Source organism: Paraburkholderia rhynchosiae (assembly GCF_002879865.1).
GTDB lineage: Bacteria > Pseudomonadota > Gammaproteobacteria > Burkholderiales > Burkholderiaceae > Paraburkholderia > Paraburkholderia rhynchosiae.
In genome coordinates this window covers 256735-277155 of record NZ_PNXY01000006.1, presented here as the reverse complement: position 1 = coordinate 277155, position 20421 = coordinate 256735, and the positions used below count along the sequence as shown (strand labels likewise).

The following is a 20421-nucleotide window of genomic DNA, read 5'->3' as shown; positions in this document are numbered from 1 at the left end:
GCACGTGCGGCGGATGAAGCGAAGGCGGAGACCAAAAATCCGCAAAAGCGGCGTCAGTCGCGTTTTTTGGCGCGTGGATGCGCCTGGTCGTAGACGTGCGCGAGATGCTGAAAGTCGAGCCCGGTGTACACCTGCGTGGCCGTGATGCTCGCGTGCCCGAGTAATTCCTGCACGGCGCGCAGATCGCCGCTCGACTGCAGCACGTGCGTGGCGAACGAATGCCGCAGTACGTGCGGATGCACATTGGCGGGAATGCCGGCGACGAGGGCCGCGCGCTTGACGCGCTCGCGCACCGCATTCGGCGACAGGCGATTGCCGCGGGCCGACAGAAAGAGTGGATGCGGGTCGTGCTTCACCATCTGGTCCCGCACCGCGAGCCACGCGTTCAGCGCGTCGAGCGCTTTGCTGCCGACCGGCACGATGCGGCGCCGGTTGCCCTTGCCGAGCACTTCAACTTCTGCGGAATCGAGCTTGAGCCAGCCTGCCGAGCGATAGCCGCCGGCATCGGCGAAACGGGCGTCGAGACCGACCAGCTCCGCCAGACGCAGCCCGGACGAGTAGAACAGTTCGAGCATCGCGTGATCGCGCAAACCTTCAGCCGATTCAGCTGCCGGGCTTTCCATCAGGCGGTTGGCGTCGTCGACGGACAGTGCTTTTGGCAGCGTCTTGGGCTGCTTGGGCGCGCGCACCGTCGCGACCGGATTGGCCGGCAAATCGACGCGGCCGGCGAGCCAGCGGTAAAACGCGCGCCACGCCGACAAGCGGTGGCTGATCGAACGCGCCGTCAGTCCGCCCGCATGCGCGCGCGAAACGGCGCCGCGAATATCGACGGCGCTGAGGCTTTCGAGCGGCCGGCCTTTGGCCAGCAGCCGGAGTTCTTCCAGTTCGTGCGTGTAGCCGCGCAAGGTATGCGCCGACAGTCGCCGCTCATGTTCGAGATTCGACAGATAGGCGGCGATGGGATCGGCTTCGGTCACGGTGGGCTTGATCGCTGGCTTTGGCTGGCGGCTAACGCGTGGCGCTCGCTGGATCAGCGCGGCAGAAGACGGCTGAGCGCGGCGCTCGCGAGGCCGCCGATCTGCGTAAGGAAGTCGGTCGCCATGCCCTCGTGGAAACGGCGCGCGTCGGCTGAGCCCATGACCAGCAGGCCGAACGCCGATGCTTCTTCCTTGCCTTCGGGATCGCGCAGCGCAAGCAGCGCAATCGACTCCGTGACATGCGCCGACTCGGGCGCTGCGCCGCCGGACGCGCTTTCGTCGGCAACACTGACCGCCGGCACGAGCCACTGCGCTGCCTCGAAGCCGGTGTTCGCGCCGCAGTAAGGTGCCGTGAGGCTGTTCGCGAAGATACGCACTTCTTCGCCGACGTGGCGCGCGAAGTCGGCCTGAGCAAACGGCTCCGCCACGTCCCACACGCGCAGCGCGGCTTGCGGCACGTCGAAAATGTCGCGCAAACCATTGGCGATCGTGCGGGGCAGCGCGTAGGGATCGCGCTCGGCCATCACGCGCATCGTCCAGCGGTTGAACTTGGAGGCGATGCTGTCGTTCTCGTGGCCGTAGCGCAGCAGTTCGGCGAGCCGGCGTTCAAGATGCTTGTTCTTGTCGCGCAACATTTCCATCTGCCGCTCCTGCAGCGACACTGCGGCCTTGCCGTGCGGGTTCGCAAGCCGGATGGTCGCGAGCATTTCCGCGTGTTCCGCGAAAAAATCGGGGTTGGCGAGCAGGTATTCGGCGACTTCGCGATCGTTCATGGTTTCGGCTAGAGGACTACAGACGACGCCTCGATGCGGCACGTCGGTCAGTCGGTCAATGAGTTAATGGATCATTCATGCGCCATTGAGCTGGACACCTTCAATCGGCCAGTTCGATCTCGCCTTCGAAGACGGTCGTGGCGGGGCCTGCCATCAGCAACGGTTCGTCTTCGTGCTTGCTGTCCCACGAGATAGTGAGCTTGCCGCCATGCGTATGGACGAGCACCGGCGCCTCCAGCAGTCCGCGGCGGATGCCCGCTGCAACTGCCGCACATGCGCCCGTGCCGCACGCCAGCGTTTCACCAGCGCCGCGCTCATACACGCGCAGTTTGATTTCGCTACGGCCGACGATCTGCATGAAACCCGCGTTCACTCGCTGCGGGAAACGCGCATGCCGCTCGATCACCGGACCTTCGACGAGCACAGCAAACTCCTCGACGTCATCGACCACTTGCACCGCGTGCGGATTGCCCATCGATACCACCGAAATCCAGCGCGTGGTGCCGTTCACGTCGAGCGGCCAAAGTGTATCGTCGCCTTCCCGGCGTCCTTCCAGACCTTTGGTGGCGAAGGGCACGCGCTCCGGGTCGAACACCGGCGCGCCCATATTGACCAGCACTTCGCCGTTTTCCTGCATGGTCAGCGTGATCGTGCCATTCTGCACTTGCACGCGGACGCTGCGCTGATCTGTCAGGCCGCGGTCGCGCACGAACTTCACGAAGCAGCGCGCGCCATTGCCGCAATGCTCGACTTCCCCGCCGTCGCAATTGAAGATGCGATACCTGAAATCGACGCCGTCCACCGTGGGCTTTTCGACCAGCAGCAATTGGTCGGCGCCCACGCCGAAATGCCGGTCCGCGAGCGCGCGCACCTGCGCCGGCGTCAGGTTGACCGGTTGGGTGTAGCCGTCGAGCACGACGAAGTCGTTGCCCGCGCCGTGCATTTTGGTGAATTTCAGTTTCATCACGCTATTGTAAGTGACGCGCCCACAGGTGAGCCGAACGGGGCGTTAATTCCACGCTCGCATGCCTGGCGCATGGCGTGCGGCCGAAGGCGCTCCACGTTCAGGCATCAGCTTCAATACACGCTCGGCATGCCAGGCGGCCGCGTCTTGAAACGTTTGTGCACCCAGTAATACTGCTCGGGCATCGACGGAATCTGTTTTTCCAGGAAGGCATTCATGCGCCGTGCATCCGCGTCGTCGTCGCCGGTTGGGTAGTTGTCCCACGGCTCGAACACTCTCAGGCGATAACCCTTGTAGTTCGGCAGCACTTCGCCGATGAACGGTACCACCTGCGCATGACCGACTTTCGCAAGACGGCCGACCGCCGTCAGCGTGCACGTCGGCACGTCGAAGAACGGCACGAAGGTCGAATTGCGCGCGCCGTAGTCCATGTCGGCGCCGAGCATGACCGGCTTGCGTTCGCGCAGCCAGCGCAGCACGACGCGCGCACTGTCGGCGCGGCTCGCCATGTCCGCACCAAAACGCGCGCGCGCCGCCTTGGCGACGTCCTCGAACTCAGGGTTCGACATCGGCTGATAGAGCGAGCCGCAACGGCGCTTGAGCGAGTAATTGAGAAAGATCGAGCCCGCCTCGATGCCGACGAAGTGAAAGCCGAGAAACAGCGTAGGCGGCAGATTCGGGTCGGTCAGATCGATCGCGCTATCGAGCTCAATCAGCTTCTCCAGCTTCTTCGCCGAGCCGAACCATTGCACGCTGCGTTCGAGGTAGCTGCGGATCGCGTGACGGAAATGCTTCTGCGCGACGTCTTTGCGGCGCGCGTCGCTCCACTCAGGGAAGCACAGCGTGAGGTTGATATGGACGATATGCTTGCGCCGGCTCGGAATCTGGTACAGCAGCCAGCCGAGGCCGTCGCCGAGACGGGCGATAAGACCATAGGGCAACAGCGCAAACAGTTTCAACAGGCCGATCGCGAGCCGGGCTCCATAGCGGGTCAGCATGTGGCCTCCGCGGAGGCGCTTCCCGTGACGGGGTTCAGGAAAGCGGAGAAGTTGACGTAATACCGCACTCGTGGACACTCTGTGACAATCAATGGAAGTCGCTATAATAAGGGCTTCGCCGAGTTAATAGACAACTTGCGGGGCGAAGCCGGGCGGTGCGATCCACGTGATAAGTCACGTGATAAGCGCTTGCTGGCAAGGTAATCCGCTAAAGCGTCGCCGCTTCAAGGCTCCCGAAGCTGGCTACGTGAAACTCAACCGTAACCACCAAACAGGAGTCTGCAACGTGGCAAACGACTATCTCTTTACCTCCGAATCCGTTTCGGAAGGCCATCCCGACAAAGTCGCGGATCAGATTTCCGACGCGATTCTCGACGCCATCCTGACGCAGGACAAATACTCGCGTGTCGCGGCCGAAACGCTGTGCAACACCGGCCTGGTCGTGCTCGCGGGCGAAATCACCACGACCGCGAATGTCGACTACATTCAGGTTGCGCGCAACACGATCAAGCGCATCGGTTACGACAACACCGACTACGGTATCGACTACCGCGGTTGCGCGGTGCTTGTCGCGTATGACAAGCAGTCGCCGGACATCGCGCAAGGCGTGGACCGCGCGCACGACAACAACCTCGACCAGGGCGCCGGGGACCAAGGCTTGATGTTCGGTTACGCGTGCGAAGAAACGCCCGAACTGATGCCGTTGCCGATCCACCTGTCGCATCGTCTTGTCGAGCGTCAAGCGAATCTGCGCCGTGACGGCCGTTTGCCCTGGCTGCGTCCGGACGCGAAGTCGCAAGTCACCGTGCGTTATGTCGACGGCAAGCCGCACTCCATCGACACCGTGGTGCTGTCCACGCAGCATTCGCCGGACATCGAGCTCGACCTGCTGCGCGAAGCCGTGATCGAAGAAGTCATCAAGCCGACGCTGCCGGCGGAACTCATCAAGGGCGACATCAAGTTCCTGGTGAACCCGACGGGCCGGTTCGTGATCGGCGGCCCGCAAGGCGATTGCGGTCTCACGGGCCGCAAGATCATCGTCGATACGTACGGCGGCGCGGCGCCGCACGGCGGCGGCGCGTTCTCGGGCAAGGATCCGTCGAAGGTCGACCGTTCGGCCGCTTATGCCGGCCGTTATGTCGCGAAAAATATCGTGGCCGCCGGCCTCGCGTCGCGCTGCCTGATCCAGGTGTCGTACGCAATCGGCGTTGCTCAGCCGACTTCGGTGATGGTCAATACGTTCGGCACTGGCCGCGTGTCGGATGCAACGATCACGCGCCTCGTGCAGGAGCATTTCGATCTGCGTCCGAAGGGCATCATTCAGATGCTCGACCTGCTGCGCCCCATCTACGAGAAGAGCGCGGCCTATGGACACTTTGGTCGCGAAGAGCCGGAATTCACGTGGGAAGCCACTGATAAAGCTCTGGCACTCGCCGAAGCTGCCGGCACTGAACCGGTTGCCGCGCTGGCCGATTAACGCTAGCGGTTGGCTTCTTCAGTGTGAAAAAACCCCGCGCGGCGCAAGCCGGCGGGGTTTTTTATGGCCGTCTGTTTTGGGCGGACAGCGCACGAGGCGCTCGCATCACGCGTCGCTTCAGCGCTGACACGCCACGCTCTAAAAGGCGCAAAGTCAACGCATCGACATCGTGCGCCGGTGGCAAAGCCGCTTAACGGCTCGCGAATGCGAACGCAAACCAGCCCGTGCTGCCGTTCGTCGACATGCGACGCGGACGGCGGCTGGCACTTTGTGCAGGCACGGCGACCGGTGCGCGCTGTATCGCGGTTAGACGCAGCGGCGTCGGTTTGCGCAGCAGCGTGCGCAGCGAAAAGCGGCGCGAACCGCCTCGCGTGCGCAATGCCGAGAAGAAAGTGTTGAACCAGGTGCGGATGCCGTCGACCGCTTTGGTATCGCGCCATTGTTCGCCCAATGCGCGCGTGCGCGTGGCGTGGTGGCGCAGCGCGCGAACCACATGGCGGCGCGCCGGACGCGCGGCTTTGAGTGCGGCGCGGGTAAAACGGGTATTCAGAAGAGTGTGCATGGCTTCACAAGTAGGCAGCGTGTCACGCGACGAAAGGTGCGCCAATGGCAGCACCAAACGTGCCAATGGCGGTATCGCGATAGACGGCGCGGGAGCCCGGGATTCGATGGAAAATTGCGCGGCGGACAGCGGAGCCGGCCTTGATGGCCCGTGCGGCGCGCAAACAGGCGGGAGTAACGATCAACATGCATGCAGGCTACACGTGATTCGTGACGTCAGAAAGTCCGTTTTTACCCTGCGAATACGGGTTTTCACGGACGCGTCGCGGTTCTAGCGCGATTGCGCGCTACGTCCCGCGGCTAACGATTGTCGTGCGTATCTGCCCACTGAGCGTGCTGCGCAATTCGCGTGCCGCATGAAAATAGTGCGCAGCGCACAGACCTGAATCAAGCTTCGTTTCAATGCGCGGGGGTGAAACAGCACGCGGTATGATCGCGCCCGTTTTACAATCGAACATCGGTTAGTCGACGGTCACGGAACACCATGTCACTCCATTCGAAGAAAGAGCAGATTCATACGTTGCGGGAGCAGGGCTTTGTCGTCGTGCCGGGCCTGGTGTCGCCCGAGCGTTGCGAGGACATGAAACAGCTCGCGCAGCGTCAGTTGCAGGAAGCCGCGGCGCCGATCGAGTTTGAAGCGGACTTGCAGTATCCCGGCGCGCCGCCTTCGAAACAGGCGCCCGGCGGTCATACCGTGCGGCGGCTCCTGGACGCGTATGCCCGTGACCCGAGCTTTGCGCGTTGGGCGACGGCGCCGGAGATTCGCGGCTGGATGGAGTTGTACTTCGGTGAAGAACCGCGCCTGTCGCGCGCGCATCACAACTGCATGATGACCAAGCATCCGGCGTACGGCAGCCTGACCGGCTGGCATCGCGACGTGCGTTACTGGTCGTTCGAGCGCGACGATCTGGTTTCGGTATGGCTCGCGCTGGGCAATGAAACCATCGACAACGGCGCGCTATGGTTTGTGCCGGGCTCGCACAGCGCCGCATTTACAGGCGAGCGTTTTGACGAGGCCAAGTTCTTCCGCTCCGATCTCGAAGAAAATCAGGCATGGATTCGTGCCGCCGTATCGCCCGAACTCAAAGTCGGGGACGTGGTGTTCTTCCACTGCAATACGCTGCATTCGGCGGGCAAGAACCTCAGCGACCAGGTGAAGTTCTCGCTTGTGTACACGTATCACGGCGCGAGCAACGTGCCGCTACCAGGCACACGTTCGGCGGCGAAGCCTGAAATCGCCTTCTGATTTTTCGATACTTTTCGACACCGCCGACGCCCGCGCCGCTTCGGTGCTTAACGCTTGGGTCTGGACAAAGCGATGCCCGTAATTCCCGCGAGCGTCGCAACCACGCCGCCTACGATAAGCATGATCGCCTTGTTCGAAGGCGAGCCGGTAAAGACGCGTGAGACGTCGCTGCTTACCGAATTGAATGCCTGTCCGCCGAAATACAGCAACACAATGCCGCCGACAAGCAGCGCGATTGAAATCGCCTTCGTCATTTAACGCTCCATTAAGCTCGATCGGCCAAAGTGTAGGGGACCGGCAAGCACTCGTCCATCCTGCATAGTGGGCGTCTGCAAGCATTACGTCGATTGGCTACCATAGCGGTCTGGCCGGACAAATAAACCAAACCCACAGCAGCGCGCCTCCCGCAGCATGCAATTGCCCACGCCTGTGATCATCGGGCGACATCATCATCAAGGACTCTAGCAATGGCTTACGAAGCAGCTTCAGAACGCTATTCGGACATGCAATACCGCGTGTGCGGCAAGACGGGTCTCAAACTTCCCGCACTGTCGCTCGGCTTGTGGCACAACTTCGGCGATACCACGCCGCTCTCGACTCAACGCGAAATTCTGCATACGGCGTTCGACCTGGGCATCACCCACTTCGATCTCGCGAACAACTATGGGCCGCCTTACGGCAGCGCCGAAACGAACTTCGGCCGTCACTTCAAGGACGACTTCAAGCCGTATCGCGACGAGCTGCTGATTTCATCCAAGGCCGGTTGGGATATGTGGCCCGGGCCGTACGGACAAGGCGGCGGTTCGCGCAAGTATGTGCTCGCGAGTCTCGATCAGAGCTTGAAGCGCATGGGTCTGGACTACGTCGATATTTTCTATTCGCATCGCTTCGATGCGAACACGCCGCTCGAAGAAACCGCCGGCGCATTGGCGAGCGCCGTGCAACAGGGCAAGGCGTTGTACATCGGTATTTCGTCGTACTCGGCAAGCAAGACGCTTGAAATGGCGAAGCTGCTCGCCGAATACAAGGTGCCGCTGTTGATTCATCAGCCCGCGTACAACATGCTCAATCGCTGGATCGAACGTGAGCTGCTCGACACGCTCGAACAGGTCGGCGCGGGCACGATTGCCTTCACGCCGCTCGCGCAGGGTCTCCTCACCGGCAAGTACCTGAACGGCGTACCGGAAGACGCGCGCGTCAACAAGCCGGGCGGCGGTTCGCTGAAGCAGGAGCATTTGAGCGCGGAGAATATCGAGCACGTGCGCAAGCTGAATGACATCGCGCAGCGTCGCGGACAAAGCCTTGCGCAGATGGCGCTCGCGTGGGCGCTGCGCGATCCGCGCGTGACGTCGGTGCTGATCGGCGCGAGCCGTGCTGAACAGGTGCGCGAGAACGTCGGCGCGTTGAAGAACCTCGCGTTCTCGAAAGATGAACTGGCGGAGATCGACCGCTATGCGACCGAAGGCGGCGTCAACCTGTGGGAAAAGCCGTCGACGGATCAGGCGATCTGATTCCGGCGACGCTGCTGCCGCCATGCAAAGGACAAACGAAAGCCGCCCGTCAGGCGGCTTTTTTCGCTATACCAGCGCCGGCAAGCCTTCGACCAGCACGACCGCGAACACCACGCCGAGCAGCGCGCCAAGCACGCGCAGCGCGTTGTGCCGCAATTCCGTTTTGCAAGGGAGTGCGCCTACGAACAATGCCCCGGCCAGCGCCATCGGAATGACCAGAATGAAATCGCCGATCGTGAAATAGGTCGTCATACCCGTCTCCATTTGTATCAGCCGCGAAAGCAGCGGCTCTGTTTTCAGAGTCATGCGCTGCAAACGCTCGCTTTGAGTATAGATGACGGTTCAATCGACGTAGCCGCTTACAGTAGCTTCTGGACGCTTATTCGCAAGCCGCAGAAGCCATTCCCTGCAAGGCTTGAAGCGTTCGCGGCGACGCAGCAAACGCGCACAAAAGTGTGAAGCATTTGCTTACGCACGCCTTACTTTGCTCGCTTCTCCGATGCGGGGTCAATTGCCGCGAGCGGTGTGAAAGACACAGCCGCCGATTCGCCGTTCGCGCTCAAACCTGGTCATATCGACGCAATCTGAAGGTCGCGAGCACGCCTATCGCGAGCAACGCACTTACCAATCCCGCGACGCCGTTCCATCCGTAACCGGCCCACATGTGACCGCCATACGAACCGATCACACTCGAGCCGATGTAATACGCAAGCAGATAGAGCGCGGCGGCCTGACCTTTGGCTTCTTTCGCAAGACGTCCTACCCAGCCGCTTGCGACAGCGTGCCCCGCGAAGAAGCCGAACGTCACGCACGCGATGCCGCCGACAATCGCCGCGAGCGGACTCGACATGGTGAGCGCGAGACCGAAGGCCATCAACAGCAAGCTCGCGGTTAGCACGCGAGCGCGCCCGAACGTATCGGCCATGCGTCCCGACCATGGCGACGCCACGACGCCTGTCAGATACACGACGAAGATCGCGCCAATCTCCGTTTGACTCAACCGGTACGGCGGCGCGAGTAGCCGGTAGCCGATGTAGTTATATAGCGTGACGAAGCTCCCCATCAGCGCGAAACCTAGCAGGAACAGCAAAGGCAGGCCGGGCCGCGTGAATTGCCGGAGCAGCGCGCTGCGGTGATGCATGAAACCGAGCCCGCGCCGCGGCACGAAATGACGCGACGGCGGCAACAGCGCGCGAAACGCGAGCATCGACAGAATGCCGAGCGCGCCGATCGTGCCGATGGCGACGCGCCACGAAAACAGATCCGCGACGACGCCGGTGATTACGCGCCCCGCCATTCCGCCGATTGCCGTGCCGCCGACATACAGGCCCATCGCGAGACCGAGCCCGTCCGGATGCACTTCTTCCGCGAGATAAGCCATGGCGACGGCCGGCACGCCGCCGAGCGCGAGACCTTCGAGCGCGCGCAGCAACAGCAACTGATGCCACTGCGGCGCAATGGAGACACCGATGGTGAGCAACGCGGAGACGGTAAGCGACATGGTCATCAGCTTGTGACGGCTCCAGCCTTCGGAGACAAAGCCGGCCACGAAGATCGCGAGCGCGAGCGCGGCTGTCGTCAGCGAGACGGTGAGGCTGCTTTGCGCAGGCGTTACGTTAAACGCCGAAGAAAACGACGGCAGCAACGGCTGCACGCAGTAGAGCAGTGAGAACGTGGCGTAGCCGGCGAAAAGCAACGCGATGCTGGCGCGCCAATAGGCGCGGGTGCCGCGTTCGAGATAGGGCGTGTCGGAGACGTTGGGCACGGAAAAGGAGCAAAGAGCAGAAAGGCGGAACGAAGCAGATGAACCGCTCGTGGCGATCTATCCGGCACGCCGCGATCAGGACCGGCATCCACGAGACGTCACGCATGCAAAGCAGTTAAGGATACGCTGAAAATGGCGTCCACGCGCGCTGGAACAGGCGAATCGCGCTGACGGTCCACCTTTTTGATATCTCTGCCCGGCAGGGTTTATGATGGTCTGGTTGCGATGCCGCGCATCGTAATGAACAAAGCGAAACGACGGGTGAAGCGCCTTTAGTTCCCGCTTTGCATGGCCCCGTAAAACGGGAAGAATGAGTCGAAGCTCTCACGCGTATCACGCGCAGCAGATTGGGTGCGTACGCAACGTTACCGGCGAAGCGGCGCTTTTATCATCACCTTGACCGGCACGAGTCCATAAAGCCGGCTATGGGAGAACGGGGAAACATCATGCAAATCGGTTCCATTGTCCGATCGGTGCATATCGCCGTGCCGCAAGGCGCGCGCGGAATCGTCATGCGCATTCTCGGCGACATGGCCATGGTGGCGTGGTATGCCGGCGAGCCCGGCGCTTCGCCGCAACTGAACACTGAACCCTTTTTCCTGGAAGACCTGATCGACACGGGCGAATTCGTACGCCCGTCAAGCGCGCAGATGCATTGAAGCGGTGCGGTTTGGCGCGTCTGCGGCTTGCCAGCAGACGCGAGCCGCATGTTTGACTCGCGCTCGTCTTTGACGGCGGCGCGGCGCACAATGCCGGCATGAACGACATTCTCGATCCACAGGACGGCGCAGACCGCGCCGTGCCTTTCGCCCGGCTCCGGCCGGAAATCGTGCTCGACGCGCTCGACAGCGTGCTCGACACAGTCGGCGTGCGCACCGACGGGCGCATGCTGCCGCTGAACAGCTACGAAAACCGCGTGTATCAGGTGGGCGTCGAAGACGGCCCGCCTGTAGTCGCGAAGTTCTATCGTCCCGAGCGTTGGAGCGACTTCGCCATTCTCGAAGAACACGCGTTCGTCGCCGAGCTTGCCGCGCGCGAGATCCCGGCAGTGCCGGCGCGTGCATTCGAGGGCCGCACACTGCATACCTTCGACGGCTTCCGCTTTTCGATCTTCGAGCGCCGTGGCGGACGGGCGCCGGATATCGACCGGCGCGATACGCTGGAGTGGCTCGGGCGTTTCATCGGCCGCATTCACGCGGTTGGGCAGACGCAGAACTACGCGGAGCGTCCCACGCTGGACATTCAAACCTTCGGCTATGAACCGCGCGACTTTCTGCTCGAGCACCGCTTCATACCGGACGATGTGCGAGCCGCCTGGGAAACCGTGGTGAACCTCGCGCTGGAAGGCGTGGAGCGCGCATTCGAGCGCGCCGGCGACATCCGCATGCTGCGAATGCACGGCGACTGTCATCCGAGCAATGTCTTGTGGACCGACGCGGGCCCGCATTTCGTCGACTTCGACGATAGCCGCATGGGCCCCGCCGTGCAGGATTTGTGGCTGCTACTGCCGGGCGAGCGCGTCGAGGCATCGCGCGCGCTGGCGGATCTGCTCGCCGGTTACGAAGACTTCTGCGACTTCGAGCCGCGCGAACTTCATCTTGTTGAAGCACTGCGCACGCTGCGGCTGATTCACTATCAGGCGTGGCTCGCGCGCCGTTGGGACGATCCCGCGTTTCCCGCTGCGTTTCCCTGGTTCAACACACAGCGTTATTGGGAAGAGCGCATCCTCGAAATGCGTGAGCAACTCGGCGCGATGCAGGAAGGGCCGCTGTGGCCGGTCTGAGTTTTTGCTGCACACGTTGAGCGCATGACCGGCCGCTCGCGCAAGCGCGTTGAACGGCGGTCTAAGCGTTACGGCGCGGCTTGCGCTCGTCCATGCCGGCGCCGGCCCGAACCACACTGATCTGAAAGCGGCACTTCCCGCCACGCCGCGATTGAGCAAACGTGCCAGTTGTGTAATGATAGCCATTCTCAATTGAAGGGCATCGCCAGCTTCCTGTCACCTGTCTCCTCCTCTGTGACTGCCAGCCAACCTTTCAACAGGACGGCTCTGGACCGCAGGCCGGACCCGTCCGCTCTCTCGTTTCGATATTTCTTCGCCGCCGGTCTCTGAGCGCCCCCTTCGTCGCGGCGCGGGCGGCGGTCTAACTCATGTGCCTGGAGCTGGATGTGAACGCGCCTGATTGGATCGATATGAAACCCGCCGCCGATGGCGCGACGCGCTATGTCGCGCACGAACAGCCGCCCGGCCATCATTTGATGGACGGCGCCGAGCAGGCGGCGCGGCGTCAGCGTTCGCGGCGCGCGAACTTCATCAAGTGGCTGCGCAACGTGCACGGATGGGTCGGCCTATGGGGCGCGGTGCTCGGACTGATGTTCGGCGCGACCGGTTTCCTGCTGAACCATCGCGCGGGCCCGATGAAGGTCCCCACGGGCCAACCGCAGGTCGAGGAATTGCAGATGGCCGTGCCGGAAAAGCCGTTTCATTCGCCGATGGACATGGCGAAGTGGCTCCAGGGTGAACTGAAAATCGACGGCAAGCCGGGCAGGGTGAAGCGCGAGCCGGCGCATCCGGTGGCGTGGGGCGATCGCAGCACGGTGCAGCCGGAGTTCTGGCAGATCGGATTCGCCGCACCGACGCAGAACGTGCAAGCCGAGTACTGGGTCGGCAACGGCTTCGTCGCGGTGAAAAGCACGCAGAATTCCTTCCTCGCGACGATGACCAATTTTCACAAAGGCGTGGGCTTGAGCATCGGATGGATGCTGCTGGTCGACACGATCGCCGGCGCGATGATCCTGCTCTCGCTGACCGGCGTGCTGCTGTGGACCGAGTTGAACAAACGCCGGGTGGTGGGCGTGGTGCTGGTGGGCGGATCGGTGATTGCAGCGGTGGTTTGCGGGTTGATGTAAGCCCGTCCAGCGCTCAAACATTTAGGCGCTGCAAGCCGCTCCGCCGGAAGCCGCGATTTCCCGCGCCGCCTTCGCGCCCTCAACCTGAAGCAGCGTCGGCAACGAAACGCCATTCTTGGCCGCGGTCACTTCGGCGAGAATGGACACGGCGATTTCAGGCGGCGTCCGGCTACCGATATAAATGCCGACCGGCCCGTGCAAGCGGGCCAACTCGGTCTCGCTCAGATCGAACTCTCTGAGCCGCTCGCGGCGCGCCTGGTTATTGCGCCTGGAACCTAATGCGCCGACGTAGAACGCCGGCGTCTTGAGCGCTTCCATCAAGGCCAGATCGTCGAGCTTGGGGTCGTGCGTAAGTGCGATCACTGCGCAGCGCTCGTCGAGCTTCATGTCGAGCACCGTATCGTCCGGCATGGTCCGCACGATCTTCGTGCCGGGAATGTTCCACTCTTCCGTGTACTCCTCGCGCGGGTCGCAAACCGTCACCTGATAGTCGAGTCCCACGGCGATGTTGCACAGATAGCGCGACAACTGCCCCGCGCCGATCACGAGCATCCGATAACGCGGGCCGTGAATGGTCAACAGACGCTCGCCGTCGAAATGCACGCCGTCCGTTGCCAGCGCCTTGTCGAGCCGCGCCTCGCCCGAGTTCATGTCGAGTTCGCGCGCGACCAGCCGGCCTTCTTCCACCGCGTTGCAGAGTTCGGCGATACCGCTTCGCGGCGTCAGCGGTTCGAGTACCAGTTGGATGGTGCCGCCGCAAGGCAGTCCGAAGCGATGCGCCTCTTCCGCCGAGATGCCATATTTCACCGCCTCGGGACGCGTCTGTTCGATGCCCCGTTGCCGCACGCGATCAATCAGGTCGTCTTCGATGCAGCCGCCCGAAACGGAGCCGACCACGAGTCCGTCGTCGCGTACCGCGAGCATCGCGCCTTCGGGGCGCGGGGACGAGCCCCACGTTTTCACCACCGTCACCAGTAGCGCGCGATGTCCTTCTTCCAGCCAACGTGCGCTGGACTTCAGGACTTCGAGATCCACGCTGTCCATGATTTCTTCCTCTTCGTTGCATCGCCGCCGGACACGTCGTCCGCGGCCTCGGTCGATGCCGTATTGTGCCCCGCCGCGTCGGCGGCTGCAGCGTCGGTGACATCTTCAGCGCTCTCATCCTCGACGGCACCGGCGCCTTCACCGACCTGCGCGCCGAAGCGCTTGAAAAACTCGCTGGCAATCTTGCGTGCCGCGCCGTCGACGAGCCGCGAGCCGATCTGCGCGAGCTTGCCACCGACTTGCGCGTTCGCGGTATAGCTCAGTTTTGTCGCAGCTTCGCCGTCGGCTTCGAGCATGACGCGCGCGTTGCCCTTGGCGAAGCCGGCCGCGCCACCCTGGCCTTCGAACACGATGTTGTAGGCGTTCGGCGCGTCGATGTCGGTCAGTTGCATGCGCCCTTTGAAGCGCGCCTTGACCGGACCGACCGCGGCGCTCAACGCGACGAGATAGGCATTGTCACCGTCCGGGTCGATGCTTTCACAGCCGGGAATGCAGGCGCGCAGAATCTCAGTGTCGTTCAGCGCATCCCACGTACGCTGTTGCGAAACCGGCAGCGTATGAGTTTCGGTCAGTTCCATGGACTTGCTCCTGCGGTTGGCGTGGCAGAGGCTTTCGGACGAGGCGCGCGCGTGAGTTGCGCGAGATCGCGGCCGAACGCGGCCAGGCTGTCTAGATTATGAACCGGACGATGCGCGTCGACATACGGCAGGATCGCCTGCACGCCGCGCGCCTTCGGAGAGAAACCGCTGAAACGCAGCAGCGGATTGAGCCACACGATACGGTGCGCAAAGCGGCGCAGGCGGGCCATTTCGGCGTCGAGCACGTCGATCGCTTCGTGATCGAGGCCGTCGGTCACGAGCAGCACCGTCGCGCGGCCAGTGAGCACGCGCCGCGCCCAACGCCGGTTGAATTCGGCGAGCGCTGCGCCGATTCGCGTTCCGCCCGACCAGTCGACAACCTGTTCGGTGAGCGCGGCAATCGCCACGTCCGGGTCACGCTCGCGCAGCGCGCGCGTCGCGTTGGTGAGTCGCGTGCCGAACAGAAAAACCTGCAAGCGTTCACGCGACTGCACGAGCGCGTGGCAAAAGTACAGCACCGCGCGCGAATAACTGCTCATCGAGCCGGAGATGTCGAGCATCAGAACGAGCGGCGGCTTGCGTTCAACCACCGCGCGATATTTCCACACGGTCCAGTCGCCGCCCGCGCGCACCGCTTGCCGCGCGCTCGCGCGCAAATCCGCATGCGTGCCGTGCGAAGCGGCCTTGAGGCGCCGCGTCGGCTCCTTTGCGAGCGGCAGACGCTGGCCGCGAATCAGATGACGCAGCGTGCGCCATTCATCGGCGGAAAGGGTGTCGAAATCGCGATGACGCAGCCGCTCTTCGGCGCTGAAAGTGATGTGCGCGCGCAATTCATGCTGTTCGGTTTCTCGCGGCGTCTGCGTGCGCGGCGAGGGCGGCGCGCGCACCGCAAGCGCATCGGCGAGACGGTTGTTGCGTCTGGGCGGCGGAAGGCCGTCGCGGACTTTCGGCAGAAGCAGCGCGCGCAGCTTGCCCTCCCAATCCGGATCGCGCCAGAAAAGCTCGAACGCGGCATTGAACAGCTCGCGTTCATCGGGCGCGGAGACGAGCGATGCGGCCAGCGCCGCGCGCACGTCGTCGCGGCGGCCGAGGTCGATCCAATGCAAGGCGGCGAGCGCATCGACGGCTTGCGCCGGCGACATCGGCAACCCCGCGCCGCGCAGCACGCGCACAAAGTGCACGACGTTGCGGGCGAGTGTGGGCGTGTCGGTGGAAAGCGGCGCGACTGGTTCTGCCCCGGCGGCTGTCATGCGTTGAGTGCGCGGCAAGCTGACACGTGAGGCGGGGCCCGTTGGGTCGGCGCCGTCCACACGGCCCTCGCTGCCTGGCGTCGTCATGCTCGCTACCCCGGCGCGGCGAGACACTGCGCGATCTGCCCGGCGTCGAGACGCGCCAGATCGTCTTGATACTTGAGCAGCACGCCCAGCGTGTTCTGCACCGATTGCGGATCGAGTTCCGTCACGGACAACGCTTCGAGTGCGCGGCACCAGTCGATTGTTTCGGCGATGCCCGGCGCCTTGAACAGATCCATGCCGCGCAGCCGATGCACGAAATCGACCGCGCGCCGCTGCAATTCCGCCGACGTCTGCGGCGCGCGCGCCGCGACAATCTCGAGTTCGCGATCGCGCTCGGGATAGCCGATCCATTGATACAGGCAACGGCGCTTCAACGCATCGTGCACTTCGCGCGTGCGATTCGACGTCATCACGACGAGCGGCGGCTGCATCGCGCGCACCGTGCCATATTCGGGAATCGACACCTGGAAGTCGGAAAGCAATTCGAGCAGGAATGCTTCGAACGGCTCATCGGCGCGATCGATCTCGTCGATCAGCAATACACGCCGTGCGCCAGGATAATTTTCGTCGGGCATCAGCGCTTGCAACAGCGGGCGCTTAAGCAGAAATTCACCGCGATACAACGTGTCGTTGTCAGGCCGTTCGCCAGCGGCTTCAGCAAGACGCAGCGCCATGATCTGCCGCGGATAGTCCCATTCGTACAGCGCGCTCGCCGTATCGAGTCCTTCATAACATTGCAGCCGCAACATCGACGTGCCGAGCATCCCCGCTGCGGCTTTCGCGAGTTCGGTCTTGCCGACGCCCGGCTCTCCCTCGACGAACAAGGGCCGCTCCATGCGCAGCGCCAGGTACAACGCGGTCGCGAGTTCGCGGCTGGCGAAATAGCGTTGGGCAGCGAGTTGCGCAAGGGTGTCGTCGATAGAAACGGGTTGCATGGCGTTCCTGAAACTCCGCGCTGTCTGACCGTGAGGTGGGGCGTCATGGAATGCGGCGCCAATGACGGTGAAGCGGGAACGGGCCCGTTGCACCGCACTGCGTGTATCGGCGAACGCGACGACTGACTGGCGTGTTCATGCAAAAAACACGACATGTCAGCCGCCAATAGCAAGCATCGCTAACCGTTCGCCTTCGCCACCGCTCGCGCGGCCAGAACGGGAATCAGATGCGCTCGGTACTCGGCGCTTGCGTGCATGTCGGTATTCAGATTTGCCGCCGACAGACTGACCGCCCGCGCGGCTTCAGGTGTGAAATTCGCCGACAACGCGCTTTCCAGTTCGGGTACGCGAAACACGGAAGCCGCGGCGCCCGTCACCGCGACGCGCACGCCGCTCGCGAACTTCGCGACGAACACGCCGACGAGCGCGAAATGCGATGCAGGATTGCGGAATTTCTCGTAGGCGGCGCGCTCGGGCACGGGAAACTCGACGGCGACGATCAGTTCGTCCGGTTCCAGCGCGGTCTCATACATGCCCACGAAGAAATCGCTCGATGCAATGCGCCGCCGCTGCGTGACGATGGTCGCGTCCAGCCCCATCGCCGCTGCCGGATAGCAGGCGGCCGGATCGTTGTTGGCGAGCGAGCCGCCCAGCGTGCCGAGCGCGCGCACCTGCCGGTCGCCGATATGCGCGGCCAGTTCCGCGAGCGCTGGCGACACGCGCCGCAATTCCGCGTGTTCCGCGACATCGGCATGACAGACAGCCGCGCCGATGGTCACCGTTTTCGCGTCGACGGTGATCGATTTGAGCGCGGGAATACGTGTTACGTCGATCAGCTGCGATGGCTGCGCGAGACGCAGCCGCATGGTCGGCAACAGGCTTTGTCCGCCGGCGAGGAACTTGGCGTCGCTGTCGGCGGTGATGGCTGCGGCGGCCGTTTGCGGATCCGTCGCGCGTTGATACTCGAATGAATACATGTCGAATGCTCCGCTCAGGGTCTCAGTGGGCTGCCTGCCTGGCCGCGTGAATCGCCGACCACACGCGATGCGGCGTCGCCGGCATTTGCAGATCGGTCACGCCAAGTGGCGCGAGCGCGTCGATGATCGCGTTGATCACCGCCGGCGGCGAGCCGATCGCGCCCGCTTCACCGCAGCCTTTGACGCCGAGCGGGTTATGCGTGCAGGGCGTGCCTTTCGCGGTTTCCACGGTGAAGTCCGGCAGGTCCGACGCATGCGGCATCGCGTAGTCCATATAGGAGCCCGACAGCAACTGGCCGCTTCCGTTGTCGTACACGCAGCGCTCCAGCATGGCTTGTCCGATGCCTTGGCCGAGGCCGCCATGAACCTGCCCTTCGACGATCATCGGATTGATCACGTTGCCAAAGTCATCCACGGCCGTGAACTGCTGGATCTGGCACACGCCCGTATCCGGATCGACTTCGATCTCGCAGATGTACGCGCCTGAGGGATATGTGAAGTTGCTCGGATCATAGAACGCACTTTCCTCCAGACCCGGTTCGAGCACGTCGAGCGGATAGTTGTGCGGTACATACGCGGCCAGCGAAATTTCGGCGAAAGCCTTCGTGCGATCGGTGCCCGCGACGCGGAACACGCCGTCTTTGAACTCGATGTCTTCCGCTGCGGCTTCAAGCAGATGCGCGGCGATTTTCTTCGCCTTGGTTTCGATCTTGTCGAGCGCCTTCATGATCGCCGAGCCGCCAACCGCAATCGAGCGCGAGCCATATGTTCCCATGCCGAACGGAATGCGCCCGGTGTCGCCATGCACGATCTCGACGCTTTCGAGTGGAAGGCCCAGCCGATCCGCGACTACTTGCGCGAAGGTCGTTTCGTGCCCCTGGCCGTGACTATGCGAACCCGTGAACACGGTGACTGAACCTGTCGGATGCACGCGGATCTGGCCGACTTCGAAGAGACCCGCGCGGGCGCCCAACGCGCCGGCAATATTCGACGGCGCGAGACCGCACGCTTCGATGTAGCACGAGTAACCGAGGCCGCGCCGCTTGCCGTTCTTCTCCGATTGCTGCCTGCGCGCTTCGAAGCCTTTGACATCGGCGAGTTCGAGCGAGCGCGCGAGGATCGTCTCGTAGTCGCCGGTGTCGTAGGTGAGGCCGACCGGCGTCGCATACGGGAATTCGCGGATGAAATTGCGGCGACGGATTTCCGCCGGGTCGAGCTTCATCTCGCGCGCGGCGGTTTCCACCAGACGCTCGACCACGTAGGTCGCTTCTGGCCGGCCCGCGCCGCGATAGGCATCGACGGGAACGGTGTTGGTGAAAACGGCTTTCACTTCGGCGTAAATGGCGGGCGTTGCGTATTGGCCGGCGAGCAGGGTCGCGTAGAGGATGGTCGGCACGCTCGAGGCGAACGTGGACAGATACGCGCCCATGTTCGCGATGGTGTGAATGCGCATGCCGAGGAATTTGCCGTCGGCGTCGAGGGCAAGCTCGGCTTTCGTCACGTGATCGCGGCCATGCGCGTCTGAAAGGAAAGCTTCTGAGCGCTCCGCGGTCCATTTCACCGGCCGGCGAATCTTTTTCGATGCCCACGTCAGCGCGACGTCTTCGGCGTAGAGGAAAATTTTCGAACCGAAGCCGCCGCCGACATCCGGCGCGATCACGCGCAATTTCGACTCCGGCAAGGACAGCACGAAGGCGGCCATCAAGAGGCGCTCGACATGCGGATTCTGATTCGCGACGTAGAGCGTGTAGCTGTCGTCCTGCGACGAATAGCTTGCATTGACCGCGCGCGGTTCGATCGCGTTCGGCACGAGGCGGTTATTGACGATGTCGAGCGTGGTGACATGCGCGGCTTTGGCGAAGGCGGCGTCGGTGGCGGCTTTGTCGCCGTGGCCCCAGTTGTAGCAGACGTTGTCCGGCACTTCGTCATGAACGGCCGGTTGCCCGGCGTCAGCTGCATGCGCGGTATCGACCACGGCCGGCAGCACGTCGTAATCGACTTCGATCAACTCGGCGGCATCTTTCGCGGCCTTGATCGAATCGGCGATCACGAGCGCGACCTGATCGCCGACGTGACGCACTTTCGTATGCGCGATGATCGGATGCGGCGGCTCGTTCATCGGCTTGCCGTCGGTGCTGTGGATCAGCCAGCCGCACGGCAGGCCGCCGACGTTTTCCGCGGCCATGTCCGCGCCGGTGAAGATCGCGACTACGCCGGGCGACTGTTTGGCCGCAGTCGTGTCGATGCTGTTGATCTTCGCGTGCGCGTGGGGCGAGCGCACGAACACCGCGTAAGTTTGCTGGGGCAGCAGGATGTCGTCGGTGTATTGGCCGTTGCCAGTGAGAAACCGATAGTCTTCCTTACGTTCGACGGAAGCGCCGATCAGGCCGTGAGTTTCGGGTGCGTTCAT

General features: G+C 63.1%; 20 protein-coding genes. 6 read left to right on the top strand and 14 right to left on the bottom strand.

Annotated elements, in window-relative coordinates:
* Positions 1-53 precede the first annotated feature (53 nt).
* The 4 genes from xerC to C0Z16_RS11295 form a co-directional block, all read right to left on the bottom strand.
* Positions 54-977 (bottom strand): tyrosine recombinase XerC, encoded by a 924-nt coding sequence (xerC, locus tag C0Z16_RS11310; RefSeq protein ID WP_102632224.1) that lies wholly within the window; start codon positions 975-977, stop codon positions 54-56.
* Positions 978-1030: 53 nt separating this feature from the next.
* Entirely contained in the window at positions 1031-1750 is a 720-nt protein-coding gene (locus tag C0Z16_RS11305) for a DUF484 family protein (protein ID WP_102632223.1), read from the bottom strand.
* A 100-nt stretch (positions 1751-1850) separates the two neighbouring features.
* Entirely contained in the window at positions 1851-2714 is an 864-nt protein-coding gene (gene dapF, locus C0Z16_RS11300; RefSeq protein WP_102632222.1) for a diaminopimelate epimerase, read from the bottom strand.
* Positions 2715-2827: 113 nt separating this feature from the next.
* Positions 2828-3712, bottom strand: a complete 885-nt coding sequence (locus C0Z16_RS11295; protein WP_102632221.1) for a lipid A biosynthesis lauroyl acyltransferase — start codon at positions 3710-3712, stop codon at positions 2828-2830.
* A gap of 286 nt (positions 3713-3998) precedes the next feature.
* Here C0Z16_RS11295 and metK point away from each other — a divergent pair, with 286 nt between their 5' ends.
* On the top strand, positions 3999-5189 hold the full coding sequence (metK, locus tag C0Z16_RS11290) for a methionine adenosyltransferase (RefSeq protein ID WP_102632220.1): 1191 nt from the start codon (positions 3999-4001) through the stop codon (positions 5187-5189).
* Between the two features lie 190 nt (positions 5190-5379).
* On the opposite strand, the gene C0Z16_RS11285 is transcribed toward metK, so the two are convergent.
* On the bottom strand, positions 5380-5751 hold the full coding sequence (locus C0Z16_RS11285; protein ID WP_102632306.1) for a hypothetical protein: 372 nt from the start codon (positions 5749-5751) through the stop codon (positions 5380-5382).
* A gap of 483 nt (positions 5752-6234) precedes the next feature.
* Here C0Z16_RS11285 and C0Z16_RS11280 point away from each other — a divergent pair, with 483 nt between their 5' ends.
* The gene (locus tag C0Z16_RS11280; protein WP_102632219.1) at positions 6235-6996 is read left to right on the top strand and encodes a phytanoyl-CoA dioxygenase family protein; all 762 of its coding nucleotides are present in this window, start codon (positions 6235-6237) and stop codon (positions 6994-6996) included.
* 47 nt (positions 6997-7043) lie between these two features.
* Here C0Z16_RS11280 and C0Z16_RS11275 read toward each other — a convergent pair whose 3' ends face one another.
* Positions 7044-7250, bottom strand: a complete 207-nt coding sequence (locus tag C0Z16_RS11275; protein ID WP_102632218.1) for a DUF3185 family protein — start codon at positions 7248-7250, stop codon at positions 7044-7046.
* A gap of 213 nt (positions 7251-7463) precedes the next feature.
* Here C0Z16_RS11275 and mgrA point away from each other — a divergent pair, with 213 nt between their 5' ends.
* The gene (mgrA, locus tag C0Z16_RS11270) at positions 7464-8507 is read left to right on the top strand and encodes an L-glyceraldehyde 3-phosphate reductase (protein ID WP_102632217.1); all 1044 of its coding nucleotides are present in this window, start codon (positions 7464-7466) and stop codon (positions 8505-8507) included.
* Between the two features lie 66 nt (positions 8508-8573).
* Here mgrA and C0Z16_RS11265 read toward each other — a convergent pair whose 3' ends face one another.
* The gene (locus tag C0Z16_RS11265) at positions 8574-8759 is read right to left on the bottom strand and encodes a hypothetical protein (protein WP_006050504.1); all 186 of its coding nucleotides are present in this window, start codon (positions 8757-8759) and stop codon (positions 8574-8576) included.
* 307 nt (positions 8760-9066) lie between these two features.
* The gene (locus tag C0Z16_RS11260; protein ID WP_102632216.1) at positions 9067-10272 is read right to left on the bottom strand and encodes an MFS transporter; all 1206 of its coding nucleotides are present in this window, start codon (positions 10270-10272) and stop codon (positions 9067-9069) included.
* A gap of 446 nt (positions 10273-10718) precedes the next feature.
* Here C0Z16_RS11260 and C0Z16_RS11255 point away from each other — a divergent pair, with 446 nt between their 5' ends.
* The 3 genes from C0Z16_RS11255 (at position 10719) to C0Z16_RS11245 (ending at position 13182) form a co-directional block, all read left to right on the top strand.
* Positions 10719-10931, top strand: a complete 213-nt coding sequence (locus C0Z16_RS11255) for a hypothetical protein (protein ID WP_102632305.1) — start codon at positions 10719-10721, stop codon at positions 10929-10931.
* A gap of 98 nt (positions 10932-11029) precedes the next feature.
* Complete coding sequence (locus C0Z16_RS11250) at positions 11030-12055, top strand: serine/threonine protein kinase (RefSeq protein WP_102632215.1); 1026 nt, start codon at positions 11030-11032, stop codon at positions 12053-12055.
* 386 nt (positions 12056-12441) lie between these two features.
* Positions 12442-13182: a PepSY-associated TM helix domain-containing protein gene (locus tag C0Z16_RS11245; RefSeq protein ID WP_102632214.1), complete on the top strand. Its 741-nt coding sequence runs from the start codon at positions 12442-12444 to the stop codon at positions 13180-13182.
* Positions 13183-13203: 21 nt separating this feature from the next.
* Here C0Z16_RS11245 and C0Z16_RS11240 read toward each other — a convergent pair whose 3' ends face one another.
* The 6 genes from C0Z16_RS11240 to C0Z16_RS11215 form a co-directional block, all read right to left on the bottom strand.
* Positions 13204-14226 (bottom strand): XdhC family protein, encoded by a 1023-nt coding sequence (locus C0Z16_RS11240; RefSeq protein ID WP_102632213.1) that lies wholly within the window; start codon positions 14224-14226, stop codon positions 13204-13206.
* Complete coding sequence (locus C0Z16_RS11235; protein WP_102632212.1) at positions 14199-14804, bottom strand: CoxG family protein; 606 nt, start codon at positions 14802-14804, stop codon at positions 14199-14201. The genes C0Z16_RS11240 and C0Z16_RS11235 overlap by 28 nt, the downstream gene beginning before the upstream one ends.
* Entirely contained in the window at positions 14795-16141 is a 1347-nt protein-coding gene (locus tag C0Z16_RS11230; protein ID WP_407070665.1) for a vWA domain-containing protein, read from the bottom strand. The genes C0Z16_RS11235 and C0Z16_RS11230 overlap by 10 nt, the downstream gene beginning before the upstream one ends.
* Before the next feature lie 5 nt (positions 16142-16146).
* Positions 16147-17034, bottom strand: a complete 888-nt coding sequence (locus C0Z16_RS11225) for an AAA family ATPase (protein ID WP_102632211.1) — start codon at positions 17032-17034, stop codon at positions 16147-16149.
* Positions 17035-17213: 179 nt separating this feature from the next.
* The gene (locus tag C0Z16_RS11220; RefSeq protein WP_102632210.1) at positions 17214-18011 is read right to left on the bottom strand and encodes an FAD binding domain-containing protein; all 798 of its coding nucleotides are present in this window, start codon (positions 18009-18011) and stop codon (positions 17214-17216) included.
* Between the two features lie 22 nt (positions 18012-18033).
* The gene (locus C0Z16_RS11215; RefSeq protein WP_102632209.1) at positions 18034-20421 is read right to left on the bottom strand and encodes a xanthine dehydrogenase family protein molybdopterin-binding subunit; all 2388 of its coding nucleotides are present in this window, start codon (positions 20419-20421) and stop codon (positions 18034-18036) included.

Bases quoted from the DNA above. Each gene is read 5' to 3' on its own strand.
- mgrA (WP_102632217.1), top strand. From the start codon at position 7,464: ATGGCTTACGAAGCAGCTTCAGAACGCTATTCGGACATGCAATACCGC.
- C0Z16_RS11240 (WP_102632213.1), bottom strand. From the start codon at position 14,226: ATGGACAGCGTGGATCTCGAAGTCCTGAAGTCCAGCGCACGTTGGCTG.
- C0Z16_RS11275 (WP_102632218.1), bottom strand. From the start codon at position 7,250: ATGACGAAGGCGATTTCAATCGCGCTGCTTGTCGGCGGCATTGTGTTG.
- C0Z16_RS11230 (WP_407070665.1), bottom strand. From the start codon at position 16,141: ATGACGACGCCAGGCAGCGAGGGCCGTGTGGACGGCGCCGACCCAACG.
- C0Z16_RS11225 (WP_102632211.1), bottom strand. From the start codon at position 17,034: ATGCAACCCGTTTCTATCGACGACACCCTTGCGCAACTCGCTGCCCAA.
- C0Z16_RS11220 (WP_102632210.1), bottom strand. From the start codon at position 18,011: ATGTATTCATTCGAGTATCAACGCGCGACGGATCCGCAAACGGCCGCC.
- dapF (WP_102632222.1), bottom strand. From the start codon at position 2,714: ATGAAACTGAAATTCACCAAAATGCACGGCGCGGGCAACGACTTCGTC.
- C0Z16_RS11280 (WP_102632219.1), top strand. From the start codon at position 6,235: ATGTCACTCCATTCGAAGAAAGAGCAGATTCATACGTTGCGGGAGCAG.
- C0Z16_RS11215 (WP_102632209.1), bottom strand. From the start codon at position 20,421: ATGAACGCACCCGAAACTCACGGCCTGATCGGCGCTTCCGTCGAACGT.
- C0Z16_RS11285 (WP_102632306.1), bottom strand. From the start codon at position 5,751: ATGCACACTCTTCTGAATACCCGTTTTACCCGCGCCGCACTCAAAGCC.
- C0Z16_RS11255 (WP_102632305.1), top strand. From the start codon at position 10,719: ATGCAAATCGGTTCCATTGTCCGATCGGTGCATATCGCCGTGCCGCAA.
- C0Z16_RS11265 (WP_006050504.1), bottom strand. From the start codon at position 8,759: ATGACGACCTATTTCACGATCGGCGATTTCATTCTGGTCATTCCGATG.
- C0Z16_RS11305 (WP_102632223.1), bottom strand. From the start codon at position 1,750: ATGAACGATCGCGAAGTCGCCGAATACCTGCTCGCCAACCCCGATTTT.
- C0Z16_RS11235 (WP_102632212.1), bottom strand. From the start codon at position 14,804: ATGGAACTGACCGAAACTCATACGCTGCCGGTTTCGCAACAGCGTACG.
- C0Z16_RS11295 (WP_102632221.1), bottom strand. From the start codon at position 3,712: ATGCTGACCCGCTATGGAGCCCGGCTCGCGATCGGCCTGTTGAAACTG.
- C0Z16_RS11250 (WP_102632215.1), top strand. From the start codon at position 11,030: ATGAACGACATTCTCGATCCACAGGACGGCGCAGACCGCGCCGTGCCT.